Here is a 24,409-nt window from a genome sequence, read left to right as displayed (position 1 = left end):
CCATGAGGGCCACGCGTACCTAAAGGTTGCGTGGGCGCTGCGCTTACTTCTTGCCGGCCGCCAGCGACTTATAAATCACGTCGTGAATGCGGGTGCGGATGTTGTATTGGCGCAGCTTGTTGTTGCCCGCGTTGGGGTACACGCGGTTGGAGAGGAAGACGTAGAGAATCTGATTCTCAGGGTCCATCCACACGCAGGTGCCCGTGAAGCCGGTGTGGCCAAACGTGCTGGCTGGCGACAGGTTGCTGGTCGGGCCTTCGGGCTTGCGGGGGTCGCCGTGGTCCCAGCCGAGGCCGCGCCGCCCACCCGCCGTCTGGGGCCGGGCAAACTCCGACACCACCGGCGACTGGAAATACTTGGCGCCGCCGTAGGTGCCGTTCTGCAGGTTCATCTGCATCAGCACGGCCAGGTCGTTGGCCGTGGCAAACAGGCCGGCGTGGCCGCCCACGCCGCCCACCAGGGCCGCCGTCTGGTCGTGCACGCTGCCCTGCAATTGCTCGCGACGGTAGTAGGTGTCGTTTTCGGTCGGCGCAATGCAGCTTTTCGGGAAGCGCTGCAGCGGGTTGTAGGTCATGCTGCCCAGGCCCAGCGGGCGGTAGAAATTATCCTGCAGGAAGCCTTCGATGGGCTGCTTGAGAATCTTTTCGCACAGGCGCTTCATCACGATAAAGCTCAGGTCGGAATACTCGGTGGGGTACTTGCCCTTGATTTTGGGCAGCAGGCTCGAGCGCATCGTCCAGGCCCAGACGGAGTCGTCGGCGGCTTTGGTGCTGTACTCGCCGGGTACTACCTCGTTGGGAAACTCATCGGACCTGATGCTGGCGTAGAACGTCGGCTTCAGGCCGTTGCTGTTCACGGTGCGCTCCCAGGTGGGGATGCCCGGCTTGAGGCCGGCCTGGTGCATGAGCACATCGCGCACGGTCATTTCGCGCTTGTTGGTACGGGCCAGGCTCGGGCAGGTAGGCCGCTACTTTGTCGTCGAGGTTGAGCTTGCCCTGGTCCTTGAGGTACATCACGGCTTGCAGGGTGCCGGCCACTTTGGTCACCGAAGCCAGGTCGTACAAGGTGCTGTTGGTCACGGGCTGCGACTGGTCGTAGGTGCAGTAGCCGTAGCTCTGGTCGAACACCACGGTGCCGTTTTTGGCCACCAGCACCTGGCAGCCGGGGGAGGCGGCGTAAGTCTGGCTTTCCAGCGCAATGTTGTCAATCTGAGCCAGCACGCGTGAGTTGAGCCCTTGGCTTTCGGGCGTGGCGTAGCGCAGGCGCTTCAATTCAGGCGTGGCTATGCCGGCTAGCACTTTGAGCGTCGGCGACACCGTGACGGGCAGCTTGCCCCGGGCCGGCAGCGCGCCAAACAATACCTGCGGCACCACCAGTTGGGCCGCATAATGGTCTTCGTAGCCGCACACCAGGGTGCGGGCGTCTTCTAGGTATTTCAAGCCGTAGGCATTGCCCATGGCCACCACCACCGTTTTGAACTTGGGGTTGGCCTGCAGCTTCTTGATGAACCTCAAGGCGCCGTCGCCGATGCCGTAGCTGTGGCTGGGCGTGTTGTTCATGGCGTGCAGGCTCACCACGATTACGTTGTAGGCGTTGAGGCGGGCCGCGATGCGGGTAAAGGTGGAGTCGTCGGCGTAGCGGTTGGGCACGGCGTACACCGGGCCGGGCTGGTATTTATTAAAAATCGTGGCGTATGGCCCTTCGGCCTGCGTGCCGATGGTGATGGCCGCAATCCGCAGCGTGTCGAGCCGCTGGAAGGGGAGGAGCTTGTCCTCGTTCTTAACCACGGTCACGGCGTGCTCAAAAATGGTTTGAGCCAGCACTTTGGTGTTGGCCTGGTTGAGGCTGTCTCGCAGGGTGGGCACGCGGGCGGCCTGGTACTTGGCCAAGCCAGCCCAATATTTCACCCGCAAAATCTTTTTGATGCGCAGGTCCAACTCTTCCTGCTTAAGCTTACCTGCCGCCACCGCTTCGCGAATGCGCAGCAGCGCCACCGGCACGTTCTCCGAGAACAGCAACATGTCGTTGCCGGCAGCCAGGGCCAGGGCGTCGAGCTCCCCGTCTTTATACAGCTTGCTCACGCTCTTCATGTTGAGCGCATCGGTGAAGACCAGGCCTTTAAACCCCATCTTGTCCTTGAGCAGGTCAGTGACCAGGGCGCGGGAAAGCGTCGTGGTCTGGGCGTTGGTGGTGTCAAACAGCGGCATGTAGAGGTGGGCCACCATCACGCCCATCACCCCGGCTTCAAAAGACTGCTGAAATGGCACCAGGTCTACCTTGGCCAGGCGGGCCATGTCGGTGTTGATGACCGGCAGCGACACGTGCGAGTCGGTGTCGGTGTCGCCGTGGCCCGGAAAGTGCTTGGCCACTGCCATCACGCCGTTTTCCTGCAAGCCCCTGATGTACTGAACGCCCAGCTTGGCCACCTTCTCCTGGTCTTCGCCAAACGAGCGGTTGCCAATCACGGGGTTGCCGGGGTTGGAGTTCACGTCAATTACGGGGGCAAAGCTGATGTGCACGCCCAGAGCCCGCATTTTGCGGGCAATGTCGCGGCCCATCTGGTACACGTACTTGGGGTCGTCCATGGCGCCCAGCGTCATCTGCTTGGCGTAGTGGGCCGAGGAGTCGAGGCGCATGTCGAGGCCCCACTCGGCGTCCATGGCGATGAGCAGCGGTACCTTGGCGGCGGCCTGCAAGCGGTTGGTCATCAGGGCCTGGCGCTTGGGACCGCCCTGCAAAAACATCACGCCGCCAATGTTCTGGTAGCGCACCATCTGCTCGATGCGGTTGAAGTGGGCGCGGTCCTTGTTGGAGTACGCGGCCACCATAAACAGCTGGCCCAGGCGCTGGTCGGGCGTGAGCGAGTTGAACACGCTGTCGACCCAGGCCACCTCGGCCGGGGAAGTCGGCAGGGGGTCCGCCGGCAGCTTTTTTACTTCGGAAAACGACAGCAGCAGACCCGTGGCCAACAGCAAAGCCAGAAGGCCTAACTGAAGAGGGATGCGCATCAGCCCCGTGGGGTTGGTGGGTGGGTTCAAGGGCAAACGGGCCGCAAAGGCCGTACTTTTGTCGTGGTTAACAGCGGAACCTGCCGCCTGGGTTTGGAGGTTCCGAACGTGGCGCGCTCCGAGGCGAAATGGCCGTGGCAAATGCCCGAAAATTTCATGCCGAAGTTGCGCTACTGGGCCGCGAAGTTACGCAGAAAACCCCGTCCCGGGTTTAAAACGCGGCCAATTTCCAGTTATTGCCGGTCGCGTTTCCGCTTGTCGACGTGCTGGTTAGCTCTTTTTGTCTTCTCTAGCGCAAGCTGAAGCGTGCGCCCCTTCCATGCCCGATATCATTCACCTGCTCCCCGAATACCTCGCCAACCAGATTGCGGCCGGCGAGGTGGTGCAGCGCCCCGCCTCTGTGGTAAAGGAGCTGCTGGAAAACGCCGTCGACGCCGGGGCGGCACAGGTTCAACTCATTGTAAAAGAGGCCGGCAAGCAGCTGGTGCAGGTGGTGGACAACGGCGCCGGCATGTCGCCCACCGACGCCCGCATGAGCCTGGAGCGCCACGCCACCAGCAAAATCCGCTCAACCGAGGACCTGTTTCGCATTCGCACTTTGGGCTTTCGAGGCGAAGCGCTGGCCAGCATCGCGGCCGTGGCCCAGGTCGAAATCCGGACCAAGCAGCGCGAGCATGAGACCGGCTCGCTGCTGCTCGTGGAAGGGTCGCAGGTAACCAGCCAGCAGCCCACCGCCTGCCCCGACGGCACGAGCATCGCCGTGAAGAACCTGTTTTTTAACGTGCCCGCCCGGCGCAACTTCCTCAAGAGCAACGCCGTGGAAATGCGGCACATCCTCGACGAGTTTCAGCACGTGGCGCTGGCCAACCCGCACATTGCGTTTTCGCTGTACCAGAACGACCTCGAAGTTTTTGGCCTGCCCGCCGGCAAGTTGAGCCAGCGTATCGTGGCCTTGCTGGGCAACGGCTACAAGGAGCAGCTAGCCGCCTGCGAGGAAGTGACCCACTCCATTTCGGTGAAGGGCTTCGTGGGCAAGCCGGAGTCGTCGAAGAAAAGCCGGGGCGACCAGTTTTTCTTTGTTAACAACCGCTTCATTCGCTCGGCCTACCTCAACCACGCCGTACTGTCGGCCTACGAAGGCCTGTTGGCGCGCGACACGCATCCGTTCTACGTGCTGTTTCTGGAGCTGGACCCCAAGGCCATCGACATCAACGTGCACCCCACCAAAACGGAAATCAAGTTCGAAGACGAGAAAACCGTGTACGCCGTGGTGCGCGCCGCCGTGAAGCAAAGCCTGGGCCTGCACAACATTGCGCCTTCACTGGACTTCGACGGCGACGTGAATTTTGCGCCCATCCGGCCCCTGCGCACCGGCAAAGGCACCGGCCAGGTACCCACCGAGGCCGACGACCACCTGCCCGCCGCCACCCCGGCCGCCCGCGCCGCCAGCAGCGACGGCTACCGCCCCGATGCGCCGGCCGCGCCGGCTTCCCGTTCGTCGTCGGGCAGCTCGGGCTTCTCGAATTTTAATGCTGATACCCGCCGCGACGGCTACGAGCGGCAACTGCCGCCGCGCCCCACCGAGCAGGCCCGCCGCGAGCCTCGAAGCCTTCTACCGCGAGTTGGGCCAGCCCGTGAAGCCCGAGCCCACGCTGGACACCGCCACCATGCGCAGCTTCGAAGCCCCGGCTTCTGGCGAGCTGGCGGCTACGGACAGCGAGGGGCTGCCGCTGGGCTTCGCCATGCCCGAAGTGCAACCTGCCCAGCCGGTTGCCCGGGAGCGGGACGGTGCCGGCCCGGGCAGCCGCGCCGTGCAGGTGCAGCAGCGCTACGTGCTGGTACCGGTAAAATCCGGCGTGCTGCTGATAGACCAGGAAGCGGCCCGTGAGCGCATTCTCTACGAGCAGTACCGCCAGGAATTGAGCCGGGCCGTGGGCAGCTCGCAAACGCTGCTGTTTCCGCGAAGCGTCACGTTCAGCCCCGCCGATTTTGCCGTGCTGCGCGAGCTCACCGAGCCGCTGCACGCGCTGGGGTTCATCTTCGTCGAGTTTGGGCCCAACACCATTGCCGTGGAAGCCATCCCGGCCGGCATGCCGGCGCAAGACGAAAAGGAACTGCTCGAAAGCCTGATTGAGCAGTTTCGCACCACGGCCGGACCGCTCAAGCTCGACCAGAGCGAAAGCCTGGCCCGCGCCCTGGCCCGCCGCGTGGCGGCCGGCACCGCCACCACCCGCCTGCCCGAGTCCGAGCTCAACGCCTTGGCCGACCGGCTGTTTGCCTGCCAAACCCCCGGCTACACGCCCGACGGCCGCAAAACCCTGGTGCTGCTGGACGGGCAGCAGGCTGGCCGACTTTTTCCGTAAGTAACCTTTCGGCCTGCTCCGGCTTTTAGGGGAGGGCCCGCCTGCGCCGCTAGCTTTGCTGGCCCAACTCCGCTCCACGTTCCTCCAGCTTCCCGTTGGAGCCATTATTCGCTTCATGTTCAACCTGACCCCTACTGTTCGCAACCTGCTGATTGCGAACATCGTGTTTTTTGTAGCTCAATCCAGCCTCTTGCCTCTTATTACCCAGGTGGGCAGCCTGTACCCCATCGGCTCGCCCTACTTCTATCCGTGGCAGTTCTTTACCTACATGTTCCTGCACGGCGGCTGGGGGCACCTCTTTTCCAACATGTTTGGCCTGATTTCCTTCGGGCCGCTGCTGGAGCAGCGATGGGGCGGGGCGCGGTTTCTGACCTTCTGGCTGATATGCGGGATAGGGGCCGGGCTGCTCTACGAAGGCGTGCGCTTCTACGAGCCTGAACAAGATGGAGCAGGCGCAGCAGGAGTTCCGCCAGGACCCCTCGGGCGCCAACCTGGCCGAGTTTTTCCGTCAGAATTTCCCCGACCAGAAGGGCTTCGAGCAGGTAGCGGCCGAAATGACCAAAAACCCCAACGACAGGGAGTACATCAGCTCGGCCAATACCGCCCTGGACGCCGTAGTGGAGCAGAGCTACAAATCGGGCATGCTGGGCGCTTCCGGGGCACTTTTTGGCCTGCTCTTCGCCTTCGCTTATTTATTCCCGAATACCGAATTGTTTCTGCTGTTTATTCCGTTTCCGATTAAAGCGAAATACTTTGTTTTCATGTATGCGGCCTACGAGCCTGTACGCCGGCGTACATCGCACACCCGGCGACAACGTGGCCCATTTTGCCCACCTCGGTGGCCTCGTGATAGGGTTCTTCGTAGTTAAATTCTGGGAGGGCGGCAGAGAGCGTTTTTATTAAAGTATTGATTGGTTTTGCTCGCTACTTGGTGGTAATCATCACATTCGTTTAATTCGTGCCATGAGCATCGTTCAAGACATCCGCTCTGCCTTTAGTCGCCGCGACAACGCCCTGATGCAGCTCATCCTGCTGAATATCCTGGTGTTTGCGGGTCTTATTGTGCTGCGTACCATCCTCACGGTGAGCAGCGCCAGCGCCTATTACCCGCCGGTGATGCGGCAGTTTGAGCTGTCGTCTTCGCTGCCGGTGCTGCTGCGCCACCCCTGGACGCTGCTCACCTATGCCTTCACGCACCAAGGCTTCTTCCACATCCTGTTCAATCTGCTCAACCTCTACTGGTTTGGCCAGCTGCTGCGCGAATACCTCGGCGACCGGCGCCTGGTGAGCATTTATGTGCTGGGTGCTCTGGCTGGTGCGGCTATTTTCCTGGCCAGCTACAATCTCATTCCCGCGTTTCAGCCCGCCGTGGGCTCGCCCGTGATTGGCGCCTCGGCCTCGGTAACGGCCATCATCGTGGCCGCCGCCACCTTGCTGCCCGACTACACCTTCATGCTGATTCTCATCGGGCCGGTTAAGATTAAGTGGATTGCGGCCGTGGTGGTGCTGATTTCGCTGGCGGGGGTGAACGGCGGCAACGCCGGCGGCGAAATTGCCCACCTGGGCGGGGCCCTGATAGGCTTTCTGTTTATAAAACAGCTCAAGGCGGGCCGCGACCTGGGCCGCCCGGTGCAGGCCGTGGGCAATTTTGTGAGCAACATATTCAGCCGCCGGCCCGCCATGCGCGTGAGCACCACGCGCCGGCCTGAGCCCGTGACGGCTACCTCCACGAGCAGCGGCAAGAAGCCGACCGCTGCGGGCCAGCCCCTGCAGGATGAGATTGATACCATCCTGGACAAGATTTCGCGCTCCGGCTACGAGAGCCTGTCGAAGGAAGAAAAGCAGAAGCTCTTCCGGGCCAGCCAGCAGTAGCTTTACCGGCCCACCCGGACCCTTTTCGCCCTGCATGTTTTCTGCCGCTCGCATTCTGGCCCTCCGCAAAAGCAAAGGCTACTCGCAGGAGCTGCTGGCGGAACAGTCGGGCGTGAGTTTGCGCACCATCCAGCGGGTGGAGCAGGGCGAAACCGTACCGCGCGGCCATACCATGCAGGCGCTGGCCACCGCCCTGGACGTGCCCCTCGAAGCGCTGCGCGCCGTTGCCGAAGACGAACCCGCACCGCAGCCGGAGCCCGTGCTGCACCCCCGGCAGCCCCGCCCCAGTTGCGCTCCGACCCGCCGTTCCTGCAGCTGCTCAACCTGAGCGCGCTGTGCTTTCTGGTCTTCCCCTTTCTCAACCTGCTGATTCCGTACCTGCTCTGGCGCAAGCACCGCCACGACACCGAGCACGTAGCCGAATTGGGCCGCCGGGTGCTCGGCTTCCAGATGCTGTGGCAGGTGGCCAGCTTCTTTACCTACATGATGGCGCTGTTGCTGCAGGCCGCAGCGTTCCACTATTTCGGGGTGGTATTGACGGGCCTTTTTCTCGCGGTGCTCGTGCTCACCTACCTGGCCAACGTGGTGACGGTGGGCTACAACCAGCTGATGCTGCGCCAAGGACGCCTGGATGTGTACCGCATTAGGTTGTAGGTTACTTAATCGTAATGCATTTATAATGAATATGTTAATCAAAGTGGCGGCAAAATGACGTCATTTTGACGCAGGGAATGGGGTAGGAGGCCGGTTAGGTTTGAGCCATCAACTCAACCCCACTGCTGCCCATGAAAGCTTTGCCCAAAATCCTGCTCGCCATCTTCGCGCTGTTCGTTCTAAGTGGCATCGGCGGCTACTTCTACATGAGCAAAAAATTTCAGGCGCCGGCCAATCAGCTCATCGTAAGCCAGCTGCCCGCCACCGGCACTTTTGCCTGGGAGGCCGATACTGTGGACCACCGCGCCATGCCCCACGCGGCGTTGCTGGTTCCAGTTTCGCTGCCTGGCTGCCCCCGCACCTGCTACCTGCAGTTCGACACCGGGGCGCCGTATTCCTTGCTCAAAAGCAATGCGCTCGACGCCTTGCGCGCCAAGTACCCCGCCACCCGCTCGGCGCTGCTGGCCGACGCTGATACCATCCGCAACTTCACCTTCGCCCTGGGCCATGGCCAAGTGCTGGCCCGCAAAATCCGGGTGCGGCCGTACGCCAGCGCCGCGACCCTCCCGGCCGACAGCACCGCCCCGTTTGTAATCGGCACCCTGGGCGCCGACCTGCTGGACGGCCGCGTGTTGGTCATCGATTATGCCCGGCAGCGTTTCACCCTCTCTGCCAGCGTGCCCGATAGCCTGCTGCGCCGCACCGCCTTCGTGCCCCTGGAGTTCAAAGAGCGCCGCGTGTTGCTGAATGTTGGGCTGCAAGGCCAGCCGCAGCAGCTTTTGTTCGACTCCGGCAGCAGCGCCTTTGCCCTATTAACCTCCTAATCGAACTGGCACCAAATGGCTCAGCCCAACGCCGTGGCCCGTACCGCCGGCGTCAACTCCTGGGGCAAGACGCTGACGGCCCACACCGTGGCTACCGCCGCCGACTTGCAAATCAATGGCTCAACCGTGCCGCTGCGCACCGTCACCTACATCGAAGGCTCCGGTTTCCTGGACAAAATGCTGATGCGTTTCTCCGGCATGGGCGGCATGCTGGGCAACGAGCCTTTCAGCCAGCAAACCGTGATTTTCGATGTGAAAGGCGGGCGATTTGGAGTGGTGCAGCCTACCACTGCCGCGCTGTAGAGACGCATACTTGCGTCTCCTCGTTGAACGATGACGTCCAAACAGCGCAGACCCTGAGACGCAAGTATGCGTCTCTACCTCGCATTGAAATAAAAAAGCCCCGCCGGAATTATCGGCGGGGCTTTTTCAGCTGTTTGAACGCAGCAACTATGCGGGCTGGCCCATTTTGTCCAGTGCTTCCATTACTTCTTTCACGTGGCCGCGCGAGGTCTCGAGCATGGCTTTCTCTTCGTCGTTGAGCTGCAGCTCAATCACACGCTCGATGCCGTTTTTGCCGAGGATAACCGGGGCGCCGAGGTACACGCCGTTGATGCCGTACTCGCCCTGCAGTTCGAGGCACACGGGGAACACGCGGCGCTGGTTGCGCACGATGGCTTCCACCATTTGAGCCGCAGCCGCGCCGGGCGCGTACCAGGCCGAGGTGCCCATGAGCTTCACCAGCTCGCCGCCGCCCACAGCCGTGCGCTGCACAATGGCGTCGAGCTCAGCTTTGCCGATGAGTTCGGTAACGGGGATGCCGCCCACGGTGGTGTAGCGGGGCAGGGGCACCATGGTGTCGCCGTGGCCACCCATGAGTACGGCCTGAATGTCTTTGGGGCTCACGTTCAGGGCCTCGGCCAGGAAGGCGCGGTAGCGGGCCGTGTCCAGGATGCCGGCCATGCCGAATACCTTTTCGCGGGGCAGCTTGGAGGTGAGGTGGGCCTGGTAGGTCATCACGTCGAGCGGGTTGCTCACGATGATGATGATGGCGTTGGGGGAGTGGGCCACCACCTGCTCGGTTACCGACTTCACGATGCCGGCGTTTACCGAAATCAGGTCGTCGCGGCTCATGCCGGGCTTGCGGGGCAGGCCCGAGGTGATAACCACCACGTCGGAATCGGCCGTGCGGGCGTAGTCGTTGGTGACGCCGACCGTGCGCGAATCGTAACCGATAATTGGGGATTTCTGCCAGATATCGAGGGCTTTGCCTTCGGCAATACCTTCCTTGATGTCAACCAGAACAATTTCGTTGGCAATTTCACGGGTGGCGAGCACATCGGCGCAAGTTGCGCCTACGTTGCCGGCTCCGACTACGGTAACTTTCATTGGGATGGAGTTAGAATGTAAGGGAGGTACTGAGGCAAAAGTACCGCGAAACTCTGTTCCGCGGCGGGCTGTGCCAAAATTTTGGCGCCACAACCCAGGCTGTACGCATAGAGCGGTTCAGCCGTAGGTACCTTGCCGGGGCTAAGGCTGGCGCTATCCTGAGCTGCTTATTGAGCCGCACCGAACCTTTTGCGACCGGCTTACCTTTCGCAGCGACCTGTACCGTAAAGTCAACCAAACTATTTTATTCCTGCATGCTAGCATTTATATCTGCTGCTTTCAAAAATAGCCTAGCCCTGGTGCTGGCCCTGGGCCTGGTAACGGGCTGCAAAACATCGGAGCCCGCGCCGGCCCCCGTCACCCCACCTGTAACCGGAATCCCGACGCCCCCGCAATACGGCACCCCCTTCGCCGGCGTGCCCAACCGGGAAGACGCTGTTATTTATCAAGTAAATATGCGGGCCTTTAGCCAGGGCGGCAACTTTGCGGGCGTCACGGCCCGGCTCGATTCCATCAAGGCCCTAGGGGCGAATGTGGTGTACCTAATGCCGATTTATCCCGTTGGGGCCGTGAAATCGGTGAACTCGCCCTACAGCGTGAAGGACTACCAAGCCGTGAACCCGGAGTTCGGCACCCTGGCCGACCTGCGCACTTTGGTAGATGCCGCCCACGCTCGCGGCCTGAGCGTGATGCTGGACTGGGTGGCCAACCACACCGCCTGGGACCATGGCTGGATTACGGGCCACCCCGACTGGTACCTGCGCGATGCTGCCGGCACCATCCAGAGCCCACCCAACACCAATTACACCGACGTGGCCCAGCTCAATTTTGACAGTGCCCCCATGCGCTTGGCGCAGATTGCCGCCATGAAATCGTGGGTGTTCACGGCCAACGTCGACGGGTTTCGCTTCGACTACGCCGATGCTCCCACCGTCTTTTTCTGGCAGCAGGCCACCGACACCCTGCGCAACGTGAAATCGCACAAGCTGCTGTTGCTGGCCGAGGGCACCCGCACCGCCAATTTCAACAACGGCTTCGACTACAATTTTGGCTTTAATTTTTACGGCGGCCTGCGCAGCGTGTTCCGCAACGGCGCGCCGGCCACGACCTTCGACGCCCTTAACAGCAGCGAATACGTCAACGCCTCGGGCACCCAGCAAGTGGTGCGCTACACCACCAACCACGACGTGAACGGCTCCGATGGCACCCCGGTGGCCGTCTTCAACGGCAACGCGGGGGCTATGTCGGCCTTCGTCATTGCCTCGTGCTACAAGGGCGTGCCCATGGTGTACAACGGCCAGGAAGCTGGCATGACCGCGGCCATCCCCTTCCCCTTCACGTCGGTGAAAGTGAACTGGGGCGTAAACCCCGCCGTGACGCGCGCCTACAAGCAGCTGCTCGCGGCCCGCGCCGGCAGCGCGGCCCTGCGCCGCGGCACCCCCACCGCGTACAGTTCGGCCGACGTCTGCGCGTTCACCAAAACCGCGGGCGCCGAGCAAGCCCTGGTGCTGGCCAATGTGCGCAACAGTACCCAGCAGTACTCTGTGCCGGCTGCTTTGGTTGGCACCACGTGGACTAACGCCCTGCAAGGCGGCTCTGTGACCTTGGGCAACCAGGTTTCGCTAGCGGCCTACGGCTACCTGGTGCTGAAGAAATAAGTGCAAGTAGTACCCCACGGGGCGGCAGCTTGCCTTACAGCCGCTGCACGGTGAGCACCCGCTCCGTGGTGTCTTCTACTTTAAACCGGTCGTCGACGCGCCAGCCCACCACCCAGCAGATTTTGCCGTCGGCGGAGGTAAGCACGCGCACGTCGTCTTTGAGGTTGAGCGGGACTTTCTGGTCGATGAGAAAGTCGCTGAGCAGCTTCTTGCCCTTCATGCCCAGGGGCATAAACCAGTCACCTTCCTGCCACTTCCGCAGGGTGAGCGGGAATTTTATTTTGTCGGCATCGAGCGCGGCCGTGCTTTTCGAGCGCGGGATGATGAAGTGCCTGGCGTCGTCGTGCAGCTCGGCCCGCAGGCGCATGCCGTCGGCCAGCAGGTCGGTTTGCCCGGCCGTGAGCTGGAAGGTGCCGAACTGCGAAAGCCGCCGCGGTGTGATAACCAGGTTTTCCCGGTCCTTCACCAGCCGGTGCGTGGGCGAGTCGAACCGCCGGCCCGACTCGCCGGGGAAAGCCGCTACGATGTCCTTCACCATCAGCCAGGAAAAGCCGAAGGGGCGCAGGATTTCGTGCAGCACCAGGGCGGTGGCAGCGGTTTTCTGCAGAGTCGAGATGTTGAGGTAGGTCACTTCGGCCTCGTCGCGGCGGGCCTGGGCGGTGGTGTCTTCCACGTAGCGGCGCACGATTTCCTCGGCGCCGCCCACGCGCTCGGCGGTGCCGTGCATGGTCTGGTCGAGGTTGGGGTTGATTTCACGCAGCACGGGCAGCACCTCGATGCGCAGCAGGTTGCGCTGGTACACGGGGCTGTCGTTGCTGTCGTCTTCGCGCCAGCGCAGGCCGCGCTCCACCAGGTAGTCGTGCAGGTCGTCGCGCCCTACGCCCAGCAGCGGGCGCACCACGTGGCCGTTTTTCACCTGAATGCCGTGCAGCCCGGCCAGCCCGGTGCCGTGCGTGAGGTTCAGAATCATGGTTTCGGCCTCGTCGCGCTGGTGGTGGGCCGTGGCGATGTAGGCCAGGTCCTGGGTCTGGCGCACCTGCTCAAACCAGCGGTATCGCAGGAAGCGGGCCGCCATCTGGGTCGAGATGCCTTCCTGCTCGGCAAACTCCTTGGTCTGGAAAAACTCGGCGAAGTAGGGGAGGCCGTACTGCTTGGCCAGCTTTCGTACAAACTGCTCGTCGGCGTCGGCATCTTCGCCGCGCAGGCCAAAGTGGCAGTGCGCCACGGCCACCTGCACCCCGAGGCGATGCAGAATGTCGAGCAGCACCACCGAATCGAGCCCACCGCTGACGGCGACTAGTATGGCGTCGTTTTCGATGGAAAAAAGAGCGTGCTCCTCAATGAAGCGGCGAACGGTATCAAGCATAATAAAATAACATATGGGCGAACCCGAGCCAGGGGTGAGGTACGCTCCAGGTACTACGGTGCAAAGATGGCCGTTAGGGCGGGCCCCGTCCGTACCTTTGACTACCGAATGTCCTTCTCCCGCGTCTTTTTGCTTTTGTTTGTGCTGGTGCCGCTGCTTGGGCAGGCCCAGCGCCCGCGCCCGGCGGCGACGCCCCCAGCCGCGGCCAAAGGCGGCCGTATTGAGCTGTTGCACGCCGACTTTCTGAAGGGTGACGAAGTCAATGGGGTGAAAATTCGCAAGCTTCTCGGCGCTGTTAGTTTAAAGCAGGAAGACACTTTTCTGTACTGCGATTCGGCCTACCAGTACCTGGAACGTAACGAGGTAGAAGCCTTCAGCAATGTGCGGGTGGTGCAGGGCGACACCATGACCATTACCGGCGACAAGGGCTATTACGACGGCAATAAACGCACGGCCCGCATGGTGGGCAACGTGGTGATGCGCGACACCCGCATGACCCTGACCACGCCCAGCCTGGTGTACGACCTCAACCGCAAAACGGCCTCCTACACCGAAACCGGCCACCTCACCGACCCCCAAAACACCCTCGACAGCCAGCAAGGCTTCTACGATACCAATTCCAAGGTTTTCGTGTTTACGGATAACGTGCACCTCGTCACGCCCGATTCTGAGCTAAACAACGACCTGCTGCGCTACAACACCGTCTCGAAAATTGCCTACTTCGACGGCCCTACGCGCATCAAGGGCAAACAGGGCAACCTGTATGCTGAGGGCGGGAATTACAACACCATTACCCGGGTGTCGAACTTCCAGAAAAATGCCAAAATCGATACACCCAATTACCTGTTGGGCGGCGATTATCTGGTGTACGATGAGCTGAAACAATATGGGGTGGCCCGCGGCCACGTGACCCTGATTTCGAAGAAAGACAACCTGACCCTGCGCGGCGACGTGGGCCGGTACTGGCGCAACCTGGGCCGCACCAAGCTCTACGGCGGCCGGCCGGTGGTGCGCAACATCAGCGAGAAGGATACCTTGTACATGGCCGCCGATACCCTGGTGAGCGTGGAGGCCCGCCCCGGCCAAACCACCACCCGCACGGTGCTGTACGCCTACCCGAAGGTGAAAATCTTCCGGGGAGTGCTGCAGGGCATCTGCGACTCGCTGACCTACGACCGACAGGACAGCATCATCTACCTGAGCAAGGACCCGGTGCTGTGGCAGGCCAAAAACCAGCTCACCGCCGACTCCATGCAAATCCGCTCGAAGCGCGGCCGCATCGACGAGATGCGGCTGTACGGCAACGCCTTTGCCGCGGACCAGGATACCCTGCTCAACTTCAACCAGACCAAGGGCCGCAACATGATGGCCTACTTCCGCGACAACAAGCTGCGCCGCGTGGACGTGCTCGGCAACGCGGAAAGCATCTTCTACGCCCTGGACAACGACACCGCCACCACGGGCATGAACCGGGTGCTGTCGGCCAACATGCGGCTGCTGTTTGTTGACAGCAAGCTCAATAAAATAACGGTGCTCTCAAACCCGGAGGCCAGGTTCATTCCGCCCCACGAGCCTGAAAGAAGACGACCAGCGCCTGAAGGGTTTCAACTGGCGCGCCAAGGAACGGCCCACCCGCCGCCAGGTGTTGGGCAAGCAGTTCGACGACCGCCCCAAAAAGCGCCCCGCAGCCAAGAAAAAGGCCAAGCCCAGCGCCAAACGCCCGGCTAAAACCAAGACTCCCCCGAAAAAGCTCCTGCCACCCCCACCACTCCCAAGCCGACTGCCGCACCAAAGCCAGCGCCCTCCGCGCCGGCTTCCAGGCTGCCGGCCGCCAGCACTAAGCCGCAGCGCTAGCTGCAACCTTTAGCCCCGCGGGCGCTCTTGCTCCCGGCGGGCCCACCGGAAGCAGCCGCCCGTTTGCCTTCGCCGGCTCAAATCGTTACCTTTGCACCCCTTATGCCGATTTCCCGCCTTACGGTTCTCTTTCTGCTGATTAGTACGCTCGTTCTGGGCTCCTGTGCCAGCAGCTACCAGCGCCTGCTGAAAAGCACCGACGTTAATAAGAAGTACGAAGCTGCCGTAAAATATTACGACAAAGGCGACTTCTTCCGGGCCGGTACCCTGCTCGAAGACCTGATTCCGCTGCTCAAGGGCCGGCCCGAGGCCGAGAAGGCCCAGTTCTACTTTGCCAATACGAACTACAAGCAGCGCAACTACGTGCTGAGCTCGTTCTATTTCAAGCAGTTTACCGACACGTACCCCAACTCCGAATACGCTGAGGAGGCTGCGTTTCTGAACTCCAAGTCGCTGTTTCTCGACTCGCCGGGCTTTGAGCTCGACCAAACCAACACGGTGTCGGCGCTCGAGTCCATCCAGGACTTTCTGAACCGCTACCCCGAAAGCAAGTTCAAGGCCGAGACCGAGAGCATGGCGCAGGAGCTGCAGAAGAAGCTGGAAAGCAAGGCGTTTGAAAGCGCCAAGCTGTACTACCAGCTACGCTATAACCAGGCAGCCGTGGTGGCCCTCACCAATTTCCAGCAGCAGTATCCGGCGTCGGCCTTTGCCGAGCAGGCGGCTTTTCTGCGCCTGAGCGCCCAGTACGCCTGGGCCCAGGAAAGCGTGGAATCCAAGCAGAGCGAGCGGTTTAAGGAAGCCGTGAGCTTTTACCAGCAGTTCATCGACGCCTATCCGCAGAGCAAAAGCCTGAAAGCGGCCCAGGACATGTACGACGTGAGCCAGGCCCAAATTATCAAGCTGAAAGCGACCCCGCGGCGGCATCCAACTAATTTGTAATTAATATCAGCCCATGAAACCTAATCCCAACACCCCGTCGAGCTCCATCATCACGCGCAACGTGGCCGACATCACCGGCGACAACGGCAACGTGTACGAGGCCATTGCCGTGATTTCGAAGCGCGCCAACCAACTGTCGGTGAAGCTGAAGGAAGAGTTGAACGACCGCCTGGCCGAGTTCGCGTCGACCGTTGACAACCTGGAGGAAGTGTTCGAGAACCGCGAGCAAATCGAGGTTTCCAAGCAGTACGAGCGCATGCCCAAGCCCACCAGCCTGGCCATCGAGGAGTTCCTGCAAGGCAAAATTCAGTATACCACGCCCGAGCCGGAGGAGATTCCGGTGCCCCGCGAGCTGTTCTAAGGCTTCCGGTTGCCTGTTTCAGGTAATCAATAAGAACGTCATGCTGAGCGAAGCCGAAGCATCTTTACCACGAGAGTAAACGAATTACTTGCGCGGTAGAGATGCTTCAGCTTCGCTCAGCATGACGTTCTTGTTAAGAAAACGAAGTTTTCATGTCCGAATCAGTACCCAGCAACCTGACTCCCTCCACACTGCAAGGCCGCCGCATTCTGCTAGGCGTAAGCGCCAGCATTGCAGCCTACAAATCTGCGGCACTCACGCGCCTGCTCGTCAAGGCCGGAGCCGAGGTACAGGTCATCCTCACTGAAGCCGCGGCGGCTTTCGTGACGCCCCTCACACTGGGCACGCTCTCCAAAAAGCCCGTCCTGACGGGCTTTTTGCGTGATGCCGCGGCCGGCGAATGGCACAACCACGTGGAGCTGGGCCTCTGGGCCGATGCCCTGCTGATTGCGCCCGCCAGTGCCAATACCATTGGGCAGTTGGCCAATGGCTTGTGCCCCAATCTGCTTTGCGCCGTCTACTTATCGGCCCGCTGCCCGGTGTTTCTGGCCCCGGCGATGGATGTGGACATGTTCGCCCATCCGGCCGTGACGCAGAATCTGGCGCGGCTGCTGTCCTTCGGTAACCACGTGTTTGACTCGCCCAGCGGGAGCTGGCCAGTGGGCTGACCGGCCCCGGCCGCATGCTCGAGCCCGAGGAAATAGTGGCGGAGTTGACGCTACGCTTAATGAGGAGTGAAAAATGAGGAATGGACGGTCAAAGCTCCCCTCCTTTTTTAAGGAGGGGACGCTCAACTGCCAAGTTGGTGGGGTGGTTGCCCTCGTTGAACGATACCCGAACGATGCCAGCCCAAGTCGTTCGGGTGTCGTTCAACGAATGCAACCACCCCAGTTGCCGCTAGCGCGGCAACGTCCCCTCCTTAAAAAAGGAGGGGAGCTTTATCGTTCGCCTATTCCTCGTTCCTTATTCAAACCATGCACGTTCTCCTTACCGCTGGCCCAACTTACGAACCCCTGGACCCCGTTCGCTTCCTCGGCAACCGCTCGACGGGCAAAATGGGCTACGCCCTGGCCGAAGCTTTTGCAGCCCAGGGCGCTGATGTAACACTGGTGAGCGGCCCCAGCAGCTTGCCCGACCCTAGCAACCCGCGCATTCGCACGGTGCGGGTGGAGACGGCGGCGGAGATGTTTGCGGCGGCTTCTGCTGTGGCAGATGCGGCCGATGTGTGGGTGTTTGCGGCGGCCGTGGCCGACTACCGCCCGGCGCACGTAGCATCCGAAAAAATCAAGAAATCGGGCGAAACGCTGACTCTGGAGCTGGTGAAAAACGTGGACATTGCCGCTACCTTGGGCCAACGCAAGCGGCCTGAACAATTTGCCGTCGGTTTTGCGTTGGAGACTACAAACGAGCCTGGCCCACGCCCAGGATAAGTTGCACCGCAAGCATTTCGACCTCATCGTGCTCAATTCGCTGCGCGATGCGGGTGCGGGCTTCGGCCACGACACCAACAAGGTGACGGTGCTGGATGCCGCCGGCCAAATCGTTAATTTTGAGTTGCAGTCCAAAGCCGATGTGGCCCGCGGACTCGTTAGCCTGATTCTGGCCCGTTTGAAACCATCCCTATGATGCGAAAACTCCTCGCAGCGCTGCCCGTTTTTATGCTGCTTCTGGTGGCCGGCCCCGCCGCCCGCGCCCAGGAACTGCTGGCCGAAGTACGCGTCTCGACCGAAAACGTGACCATCTCGGACCCAACCATTGTGGTGCAGATGCAGAACGACATCCGCACCTTCCTCAACACCCGCTCCTTTACGACCCAGACCTACCGGCCCGAGGAGCGGATTCGGCTCAAGGTGTTCATCGGCATCACGGGCATCCCCCAAAACGGCACCTACAACTCCACGATGCGCCTGATTACGACGCGCCCGGTGTACGGCACCGGCTACGACACCAACGTCATCAGCGTCGTGGACCGCAGCTTCAATTTCAACTACTCGCCGCAAACGCCGCTGGATTTTTCGGCCAATAGCTTTGTGTCCAACCTCTCGTCGCTGCTCGGCTACTACGCCTACATGGTGATTGGGCTGGACCGCGACACGTTTGCCCGCCTCGGTGGCACCCCGTACTATGAGTGGCCCGCAACGTGGTCAACTACTCGGCGGGCCAAACCACCACCAACGAGCAGGATGAAGGCTGGCGCGGCGGCGGCTCGCGCGAGCGCCACTTCCTGCTCGACAACATCACCGACCCACAGCTTGAGGCTTTCCGCACCGGGTTATATAGCTACTACCGCCTGGGCATGGACCGCTTCATTGAGAAGCCCGACGAAGCCCGCGCTGCCATCATGACTGCCCTCACCGGCATCCAGAAAGCGGCCGTTACCCGTCCCAGCACTTTGTTCGCCCGCGCTTTCTTCGATGCCAAGTCCGATGAAATTGCCAACATTTTCCGGACCAGCCAAGACCAGCAAATGAAGCAACAGGCTCGTGACCATGCTCACGGAAGTGGACCCGACGAATTCAGCCAAATACCAGACAGTACTTAAATAAATGAGGAATGCAGAATGAGGAATGAAGAATTGGCTCAACCTGGCCGTTTTTCAATTCCTCCTTCTTCATTCCTCATTCCTCATTATAGCAATGCTAGTCGATTTACGGATTAAGAACTACGCTCTGATTGAGCAACTAGAGCTGCGCCCGTCGCCGCTGCTGAACATTATTACGGGGGAAACCGGCGCCGGCAAATCCATCATGCTGGGCGCCATTGGCTTGCTGCTCGGCAACCGCGCCGACTCGCGCATGCTGTTCGATACCGAGCGCAAGTGCGTGATTGAAGGTCAGTTCGACATTGCCAACTACCAACTGCAGGACATCTTCGACGCCGAAGACCTAGACTACGACACACATTGCATTTTGCGGCGCGAAATCAGCCCCAACGGCAAGTCGCGCGCTTTTGTGAACGACACGCCCGTGACTTTGGAGGCGCTGCGTAAAATCGGGGCGAACCTGATGGACATTCACTCGCAGCACGACACGCTGCTACTGGGCGATGCCGTGTTTCAGCTCAATTTGCTGGACTTGTACGCCGGGCTGGTGCCCCAGCGCACGCACTACAGCAACGCGTTCCGGCAGTACCGCAAGCTGGAAGCCGACCTGCAGACTCTGGAAAGCCAGGCCGCCCAGGCCAGCAAAGAGCTGGATTACAATAGTTTTCTGCTCAATGAGCTGGAAGAAGCCCGCCTCGACACCGAAGACCAGGACGCCCTAGAGCAGGAGGTCAAGCAGCTGGAGCACGCCGAGGAAATCAAGTACAAGTTGAGCCAGGCGCTGCACGGGCTGCGCGACAGCGAAACCTGCGCCACCGGCAGCATGAAAGAAGCCGTGGTGCTGCTGGGCCAGGTGGCCAGCTACGGCGAGAATTTCCAGGAGCTGCGCCAGCGCCTCGACAGCTGCCTGATTGAGCTGCACGACATTGCCGACGAGGTAGAAATAGCCGAGCGCCGCACCGAAGGCGACCCAGCCCGCGCCGAAGAGCTGCAAGACCGCCTCAACGTGCTCTACACCCTGCAGCGCAAGCACCAGGCCCGCGACCTACCCGCGCTGATGGAAGTGCGCGATAGCCTGCGCCAGAAAGTGAGCTCGGTACTGAACCTGGACAAAGAAATCAACCGCCTGCGCAAGGACTCGGACGCCGCCCTGGCAGCCGTGACTAAGCAAGCGGCCAAGCTCTCGGAAAGCCGCCGCAAGTCGTTTCCCACCTTCGAAAAGCGCTGGGCCTGCTGCTGGCCGACCTTGGCATGCCGCACGCCCGCATCGTGGTGCAGCACAGCACCGGCGCGCCCGCTACCAGCGGTACTGATGTGGTAAGCATCCTCTTCACCGCCAACAAAGGCGCCCAGCCTCAGACGCTGAGTAAGGCCGCGTCGGGCGGTGAATTCTCGCGCCTGATGCTGTGCATCAAGTACATGCTGGCCGATAAAACGGCCTTGCCCACGATAGTATTCGACGAAATTGACACCGGTATTTCCGGTGAAATTGCCGTGAAAGTGGGCCGCATGATGCAGCAGATGGCCCAAAAACACCAATTGGTGGCCATTTCGCACCTGCCGCAAATGGCGGCGGCCGGCGACGTGCACTACTTCGTGTACAAGGAAGACCGCGCCGACCGCACGGTGAGCCGCATACGCGAGCTAAACCAGGACGACCGCATCAAGGAAATTGCCCACATGATTGCGGGCGCCAAGCCCAGCGAAAATGCCTTCCAGAGTGCCCGCGAGCTGCTGGCGCTGCGGGGCGAAACAGTGAATGGGTGATTGAGTGACTGAGTGAATTGTTACCTTGCGCTGAAATCAAAGTCGGCTCAACGGCTTGATGCCCTCACTCAGTCACTCAACTACTCAGTCACTCAATGGCTAACAACCTCCTCGCCGGCAAAGTCGGCATTATCTCTGGCGCGCTCAACGACCAATCCATTGCCTGGAAAGTAGCCCAGAAGGCCCACGCCGAAGGCGCCCGCTTTGTGCTCACCAATGCCCCGCTGGCCATGCGCATGGGCGAAATCAACAAGCTGAGCGAGGAGTGCAACGCCCCCATCATCCCGGCCGATGCTACGTCGACGGAGGAGCTGGAGGCGCTGTTTTCGGGTGCGCAGGAGCAGCTCGGTGGCAAGATTGACTTCGTGCTGCACAGCATTGGCATGAGCGCCAACATCCGCAAGAAGAAGCACTACGGCGAGCTGGACTACAAATTCTTCAACCAGACCATCGACGTGTCGGCCCTGTCGTTTCACAAGATGATGGCCGTGGCCGAGAAGCAGGACGCCATGAACGAGTGGGGCAGCATCGTGGCCCTGAGCTACATCGCCGCCCAGCGCGCCTTCCTCGACTACACCGACATGACCCAGGCCAAGGCCATGCTCGAAAGCATTGCCCGCAGCTACGGCCAGCGCTTCGGCAAGCTCAAGAAAGTGCGCGTGAACACCATCTCGCAGTCGCCCACCAAAACCACGGCCGGCACCGGCATCACCGGTTTCGACGCCTTCTACAATTTCGCCGACATGATGTCGCCCCTGGGCAACGCCCCGGCCGAAGCCTGCGCCGACTACTGCATCGCCATGTTCTCGGACCTGACCCGCTATGTGACCATGCAAAACCTGATGCACGACGGCGGCTTCAGCACCACCGGCATCTCGGCCGAGGTAGTGGACCTGCTCACCAAGGCTTCCGGCGAGTAATTAGGAAGTGTTAACAGTCACGGAGCCACAAAACGGTCGCCGCCAAATGAACAAAGGCCAAGAAATGCGCATCGAGCTTGTCGTAACGGGTGGCCACGCGGCGAAACTGCTTGAGGCGGCTGAAGAGTCGCTCGACGGGGTGGCGCTGGGCGTAGCGGGCCGCGTCGTAAGCCCGCGGGGTGCGGCGCTTGCACCGGGGCGGAATCACGGCGCAGGTGCCGCGGGCGGCGAGCGCGGCCACGAGCGGGTCGGAATCGTAGCCGCGGTCGGCGACGAGGTGCGTCGGGGCCAGCCCCTCGAGCAGCGGCAAGGCCTGCGGGGCGTCGTGGCGCTGGCCGGCTGTCAGCCGGCAGCGCACAAGCCGCCCCTGCGCATCGGCGGCCACGTGCAGCTTGCTGGTCAAGCCGCCGCGGCTGCGCCCGAGGGCTTGCGGTCCGTTTTTGCGCGCGCCGCTCGCGTGCTGGTGGGCCCGCACGGTGGTCGAATCGACCAGCAGCGTGTGCAGCGCGTCGTCCTGCTGCACGGCCGCCAGCACCCGGGCCCACACGCCGGACGCGGCCCAGCGCTGGAAGCGCGTGTACGTCGTGTGCCAGTTGCCCCATTCGGCCGGCAAGGCCCGCCAGCGGCAACCGTTGCGCGTCAACCAGAGCACCGCCTCCACGAAACGCCGGTTGTCGTGGCCCCGGCCCCCGCTCGTGCCTTCTCGACCCGGCAGCAGGGGCGCGATGCGTGCCCACTGCGCTTCCGTTAGCAGAAAATCCATGCTCCAATTTACTTCTCACTGTTAACACTTCCTAGCCAGAATACTGAAGAAAAAGCCCGGCCGTCAGGTCGGGCTTTTTTGGTGGCTCTCGTGTTTGCCACCATCGGCAACGTTGCCGGCATCGATTGCGCAGAAAAAACGCGGTTCGAGGCCAAGTAGCTGCTAGGTTTACGGAATACTAACCGCCAATCTATGAAGCAGCTTGTGTTGATGTTGGGCCTAACGTGGCTGGCGCTGGGCCGGGCCTGGGGCTACGATTTTGTGGTGGCGCAGGACGGCAGCGGCAAGTTTCGCACCGTGCAGGAAGCCATCAATGCCGTGCCCGATTTTCGCAAGAAGGTCACGACCATTTTTATCAAGAAGGGCACCTACAAGGAGAAGCTCATCGTGGCGGGCTCCAAAACTTTTGTGAAGCTAATTGGCGAAGACCGGGACAAAACCATCCTGACCTACGACGACTACAACCAGAAGAAAAACATCTTTGGCGAGGACAAAGGCACCTCAGGCTCATCGAGCCTGCTACTTGTACGCCAACGACTTTACGGCCGAGAACCTGACGTTTGCCAATTCGTCGGGGCCGGTGGGGCAGGCGGTGGCCGTGTGGGTGGCCGGCGACAGGTCGGCGTTTGTGAACTGCCGCTTCCTGGGGTTTCAGGACACGCTGTACACCTACGGCCCCGGCAGCCGGCAATTTTATAAGAGCTGCTACATCGAGGGCACCGTGGATTTTATCTTCGGCGCGGGCACGGCGTGGTTTGAAGACTGCGAGATATTCTGCAAAAAAGGCGGCCTGTACATCACGGCGGCTTCCACGCCCGATACCACGCGGTTCGGCTACGTGTTTCGCAACTGCCGCATCACGGGTGATGCGCCCAAGGGCAGCTTCGTGCTGGGCCGGCCCTGGCGCCCCTACGCCAAAACCGTGTACCTGGGCTGCTCGGCCCCATGATTCGGCCCGAAGGCTGGGACCATTGGGGCAAGGAAACCAACAAGAAAACGGCCTACTACGCCGAATACCAGAGCCGCGGCCCCGGTGCCGCGCCCAAGCAGCGCGTGCCCTGGTCGCACCACCACCGACGAGGAAGCGCGCCAGTACACCCGCGAAAACGTGCTCCACGGCTGGAATCCGCAATCAAACTAGCCATGCTCAAAACCAAGCTATTTGGCCTGCTGGCGCTGCTGAGCGCCTTCGCGGCTCAAGCCCAAGTGGCAGCTCCCAAAGCCGGCACCATCACCGTGGCCCAAGATGGCTCAGGAAACTTCCGCACCCTGCAGGAAGCCGTGGACGCCGTACCCAACCAGTCGCAGCAGCCGGTGACCATCTTCGTGAAGAAGGGCACCTACCGCGAAAAGCTGGTGGTGCCCACGCTCAAAACCCGCATCCGGTTGGTGGGGGAGGGGGCCGAGAATACCGTTATCACCTTCGATGACCACACCGGCGATGCCGCGGGCCACAATACCTACAATTCGCACTCGGTGCTGGTGCAGGCCAACGACTTTACGGCCGAGAACCTGACGTTTGAGAACACTGCGGGCTACACCGCCGGTCAGGCCGTGGCGCTGCACCTGGAAGGCGACCGCTGCACCTTCCGAAACTGCCGCATGGTGGGCAACCAGGACGTGCTGTTCCTGGCCGCCGACAACCGCCGCCAGTACTTCAAGGACTGCTACATCGAGGGCACCACCGATTTTATCTTCGGCAGCTCCACGGCGGTGTTCGACCACTGCACCATCAAGAGCAAGAAAAACTCCTTTATCACGGCAGCCTCTACCACGCCCCAGCAGCCGTTCGGCTTTGTATTTCTGAACTGCAAGCTGACGGCCGATACCGCCTTGGCTAAGAAAGTGTACCTCGGTCGGCCCTGGCGACCCAACGCCAAAGTCGTTTATATCAACACCGAAATGGGCAGCCACATCGTGCCCGCCGGCTGGGACAACTGGAAAAACCCCGAGAACGAGAAGACCGCCTATTTCGCAGAGTATAAATCCACCGGTCCCGGCGCCAACCCCAAAGCCCGGGTCGCCTGGTCGCATCAGCTCACTGGCAAAGAAGCCAGGCGCTACACGCTCAAGGCTATATTCGACGCGAAGGAACCGTGGAATCCAGGGAAGTGATGTTGGGCTAGATA

The 24,409-nt window shown here is 61.3% G+C and carries 23 protein-coding genes and 5 pseudogenes; 23 read left to right on the top strand and 5 right to left on the bottom strand.

Annotation, left to right across the window (positions count from 1 at the left end):
• Window positions 1-43: 43 nt before the first annotated feature.
• Together ACFQT0_RS23645 and ACFQT0_RS23640 are read right to left on the bottom strand one after the other, a co-directional pair.
• On the bottom strand, window positions 44-919 hold the full coding sequence (locus tag ACFQT0_RS23645; protein ID WP_380206118.1) for a serine hydrolase: 876 nt from the start codon (window positions 917-919) through the stop codon (window positions 44-46).
• Complete coding sequence (locus ACFQT0_RS23640) at window positions 804-3,008, bottom strand: glycoside hydrolase family 3 N-terminal domain-containing protein (RefSeq protein WP_380205495.1); 2,205 nt, start codon at window positions 3,006-3,008, stop codon at window positions 804-806. Before ACFQT0_RS23640 ends, ACFQT0_RS23645 begins: the two co-directional genes overlap by 116 nt.
• Window positions 3,009-3,327: 319 nt before the next feature.
• Here ACFQT0_RS23640 and mutL point away from each other — a divergent pair.
• From mutL to ACFQT0_RS23595, 9 genes and pseudogenes are all read left to right on the top strand, one after another.
• Window positions 3,328-4,398, top strand: a pseudogene (gene mutL, locus ACFQT0_RS23635) (DNA mismatch repair endonuclease MutL); the annotation flags it as partial.
• Window positions 4,399-4,819: 421 nt separating this feature from the next.
• The gene (locus ACFQT0_RS23630) at window positions 4,820-5,371 is read left to right on the top strand and encodes a hypothetical protein (protein ID WP_380205494.1); all 552 of its coding nucleotides are present in this window, start codon (window positions 4,820-4,822) and stop codon (window positions 5,369-5,371) included.
• 115 nt (window positions 5,372-5,486) lie between these two features.
• Window positions 5,487-5,777: pseudogene (locus ACFQT0_RS23625) on the top strand (rhomboid family intramembrane serine protease); the annotation flags it as partial.
• A 37-nt stretch (window positions 5,778-5,814) separates the two neighbouring features.
• Window positions 5,815-6,240 (top strand): hypothetical protein, encoded by a 426-nt coding sequence (locus ACFQT0_RS23620; RefSeq protein ID WP_380206187.1) that lies wholly within the window; start codon window positions 5,815-5,817, stop codon window positions 6,238-6,240.
• Between the two features lie 94 nt (window positions 6,241-6,334).
• Window positions 6,335-7,243 (top strand): rhomboid family intramembrane serine protease, encoded by a 909-nt coding sequence (locus ACFQT0_RS23615; protein ID WP_380205493.1) that lies wholly within the window; start codon window positions 6,335-6,337, stop codon window positions 7,241-7,243.
• A gap of 34 nt (window positions 7,244-7,277) precedes the next feature.
• A complete protein-coding gene (locus ACFQT0_RS23610; protein WP_380205491.1) occupies window positions 7,278-7,571 on the top strand; it encodes a helix-turn-helix domain-containing protein in 294 nt (97 codons plus the stop codon).
• Complete coding sequence (locus tag ACFQT0_RS23605; protein WP_380205490.1) at window positions 7,532-7,897, top strand: DUF4870 domain-containing protein; 366 nt, start codon at window positions 7,532-7,534, stop codon at window positions 7,895-7,897. Before ACFQT0_RS23610 ends, ACFQT0_RS23605 begins: the two co-directional genes overlap by 40 nt.
• Window positions 7,898-8,028: 131 nt before the next feature.
• Window positions 8,029-8,721: a hypothetical protein gene (locus ACFQT0_RS23600; RefSeq protein WP_380205489.1), complete on the top strand. Its 693-nt coding sequence runs from the start codon at window positions 8,029-8,031 to the stop codon at window positions 8,719-8,721.
• A 15-nt stretch (window positions 8,722-8,736) separates the two neighbouring features.
• Window positions 8,737-9,024, top strand: a complete 288-nt coding sequence (locus ACFQT0_RS23595) for a hypothetical protein (RefSeq protein WP_380205488.1) — start codon at window positions 8,737-8,739, stop codon at window positions 9,022-9,024.
• 147 nt (window positions 9,025-9,171) lie between these two features.
• On the opposite strand, the gene mdh is transcribed toward ACFQT0_RS23595, so the two are convergent.
• A complete protein-coding gene (mdh, locus tag ACFQT0_RS23590) occupies window positions 9,172-10,110 on the bottom strand; it encodes a malate dehydrogenase (RefSeq protein WP_380205486.1) in 939 nt (312 codons plus the stop codon).
• Window positions 10,111-10,409: 299 nt separating this feature from the next.
• Between mdh and ACFQT0_RS23585 the strand changes: the two genes are divergently transcribed.
• Window positions 10,410-11,768: an alpha-amylase family glycosyl hydrolase gene (locus ACFQT0_RS23585; RefSeq protein ID WP_380205484.1), complete on the top strand. Its 1,359-nt coding sequence runs from the start codon at window positions 10,410-10,412 to the stop codon at window positions 11,766-11,768.
• 34 nt (window positions 11,769-11,802) lie between these two features.
• Here ACFQT0_RS23585 and tilS read toward each other — a convergent pair whose 3' ends face one another.
• The gene (tilS, locus tag ACFQT0_RS23580; RefSeq protein WP_380205483.1) at window positions 11,803-13,134 is read right to left on the bottom strand and encodes a tRNA lysidine(34) synthetase TilS; all 1,332 of its coding nucleotides are present in this window, start codon (window positions 13,132-13,134) and stop codon (window positions 11,803-11,805) included.
• A gap of 108 nt (window positions 13,135-13,242) precedes the next feature.
• Between tilS and ACFQT0_RS23575 the strand changes: the two genes are divergently transcribed.
• The 10 genes and pseudogenes from ACFQT0_RS23575 (at window position 13,243) to ACFQT0_RS23525 (ending at window position 21,517) form a co-directional block, all read left to right on the top strand.
• A complete protein-coding gene (locus tag ACFQT0_RS23575; RefSeq protein WP_380205481.1) occupies window positions 13,243-14,862 on the top strand; it encodes an OstA-like protein in 1,620 nt (539 codons plus the stop codon).
• A gap of 228 nt (window positions 14,863-15,090) precedes the next feature.
• A complete protein-coding gene (locus tag ACFQT0_RS23570; RefSeq protein WP_380205480.1) occupies window positions 15,091-15,927 on the top strand; it encodes an outer membrane protein assembly factor BamD in 837 nt (278 codons plus the stop codon).
• A 13-nt stretch (window positions 15,928-15,940) separates the two neighbouring features.
• Window positions 15,941-16,288, top strand: a complete 348-nt coding sequence (locus tag ACFQT0_RS23565) for a DNA-directed RNA polymerase subunit omega (RefSeq protein WP_068197730.1) — start codon at window positions 15,941-15,943, stop codon at window positions 16,286-16,288.
• 152 nt (window positions 16,289-16,440) lie between these two features.
• Window positions 16,441-17,654: pseudogene (locus ACFQT0_RS31735) on the top strand (bifunctional phosphopantothenoylcysteine decarboxylase/phosphopantothenate synthase); the annotation flags it as partial.
• Window positions 17,655-17,719: 65 nt separating this feature from the next.
• The gene (locus tag ACFQT0_RS23550) at window positions 17,720-17,914 is read left to right on the top strand and encodes a phosphopantothenoylcysteine decarboxylase domain-containing protein (RefSeq protein ID WP_380205477.1); all 195 of its coding nucleotides are present in this window, start codon (window positions 17,720-17,722) and stop codon (window positions 17,912-17,914) included.
• Window positions 17,911-18,405, top strand: a pseudogene (locus tag ACFQT0_RS23545) (type IX secretion component PorD family protein); the annotation flags it as partial. The gene ACFQT0_RS23550 and the pseudogene ACFQT0_RS23545, both read left to right, overlap by 4 nt.
• Window positions 18,406-18,416: 11 nt before the next feature.
• A complete protein-coding gene (locus tag ACFQT0_RS23540; protein ID WP_380205476.1) occupies window positions 18,417-18,830 on the top strand; it encodes a type IX secretion component PorD family protein in 414 nt (137 codons plus the stop codon).
• A gap of 94 nt (window positions 18,831-18,924) precedes the next feature.
• Window positions 18,925-20,151, top strand: a complete 1,227-nt coding sequence (locus ACFQT0_RS23535; RefSeq protein ID WP_380205475.1) for a DNA repair protein RecN — start codon at window positions 18,925-18,927, stop codon at window positions 20,149-20,151.
• Window positions 20,082-20,597: a hypothetical protein gene (locus ACFQT0_RS23530; RefSeq protein WP_380205473.1), complete on the top strand. Its 516-nt coding sequence runs from the start codon at window positions 20,082-20,084 to the stop codon at window positions 20,595-20,597. Before ACFQT0_RS23535 ends, ACFQT0_RS23530 begins: the two co-directional genes overlap by 70 nt.
• A gap of 95 nt (window positions 20,598-20,692) precedes the next feature.
• Window positions 20,693-21,517: an enoyl-ACP reductase FabI gene (locus ACFQT0_RS23525; RefSeq protein ID WP_380205472.1), complete on the top strand. Its 825-nt coding sequence runs from the start codon at window positions 20,693-20,695 to the stop codon at window positions 21,515-21,517.
• A gap of 10 nt (window positions 21,518-21,527) precedes the next feature.
• On the opposite strand, the gene ACFQT0_RS23520 is transcribed toward ACFQT0_RS23525, so the two are convergent.
• A complete protein-coding gene (locus tag ACFQT0_RS23520; protein WP_380199736.1) occupies window positions 21,528-22,280 on the bottom strand; it encodes an IS5 family transposase in 753 nt (250 codons plus the stop codon).
• Window positions 22,281-22,472: 192 nt separating this feature from the next.
• Here ACFQT0_RS23520 and ACFQT0_RS23515 point away from each other — a divergent pair, with 192 nt between their 5' ends.
• From ACFQT0_RS23515 to ACFQT0_RS23505, 3 genes and pseudogenes are all read left to right on the top strand, one after another.
• Entirely contained in the window at window positions 22,473-22,979 is a 507-nt protein-coding gene (locus tag ACFQT0_RS23515; RefSeq protein ID WP_380205471.1) for a pectinesterase family protein, read from the top strand.
• Window positions 22,861-23,297 (top strand): annotated as a pseudogene (locus tag ACFQT0_RS23510) (pectinesterase family protein); the annotation flags it as partial. The gene ACFQT0_RS23515 and the pseudogene ACFQT0_RS23510, both read left to right, overlap by 119 nt.
• A gap of 126 nt (window positions 23,298-23,423) precedes the next feature.
• On the top strand, window positions 23,424-24,395 hold the full coding sequence (locus tag ACFQT0_RS23505; protein WP_380206117.1) for a pectinesterase family protein: 972 nt from the start codon (window positions 23,424-23,426) through the stop codon (window positions 24,393-24,395).
• The last annotated feature ends 14 nt before the right edge of the window (window positions 24,396-24,409 follow it).

It is taken from the genome of Hymenobacter humi, assembly GCF_042665855.1.
Lineage (GTDB): Bacteria > Bacteroidota > Bacteroidia > Cytophagales > Hymenobacteraceae > Hymenobacter > Hymenobacter humi.
Note: the sequence above shows the minus strand (reverse complement) of the source record. Positions and strands in the feature narration are given on the sequence as shown.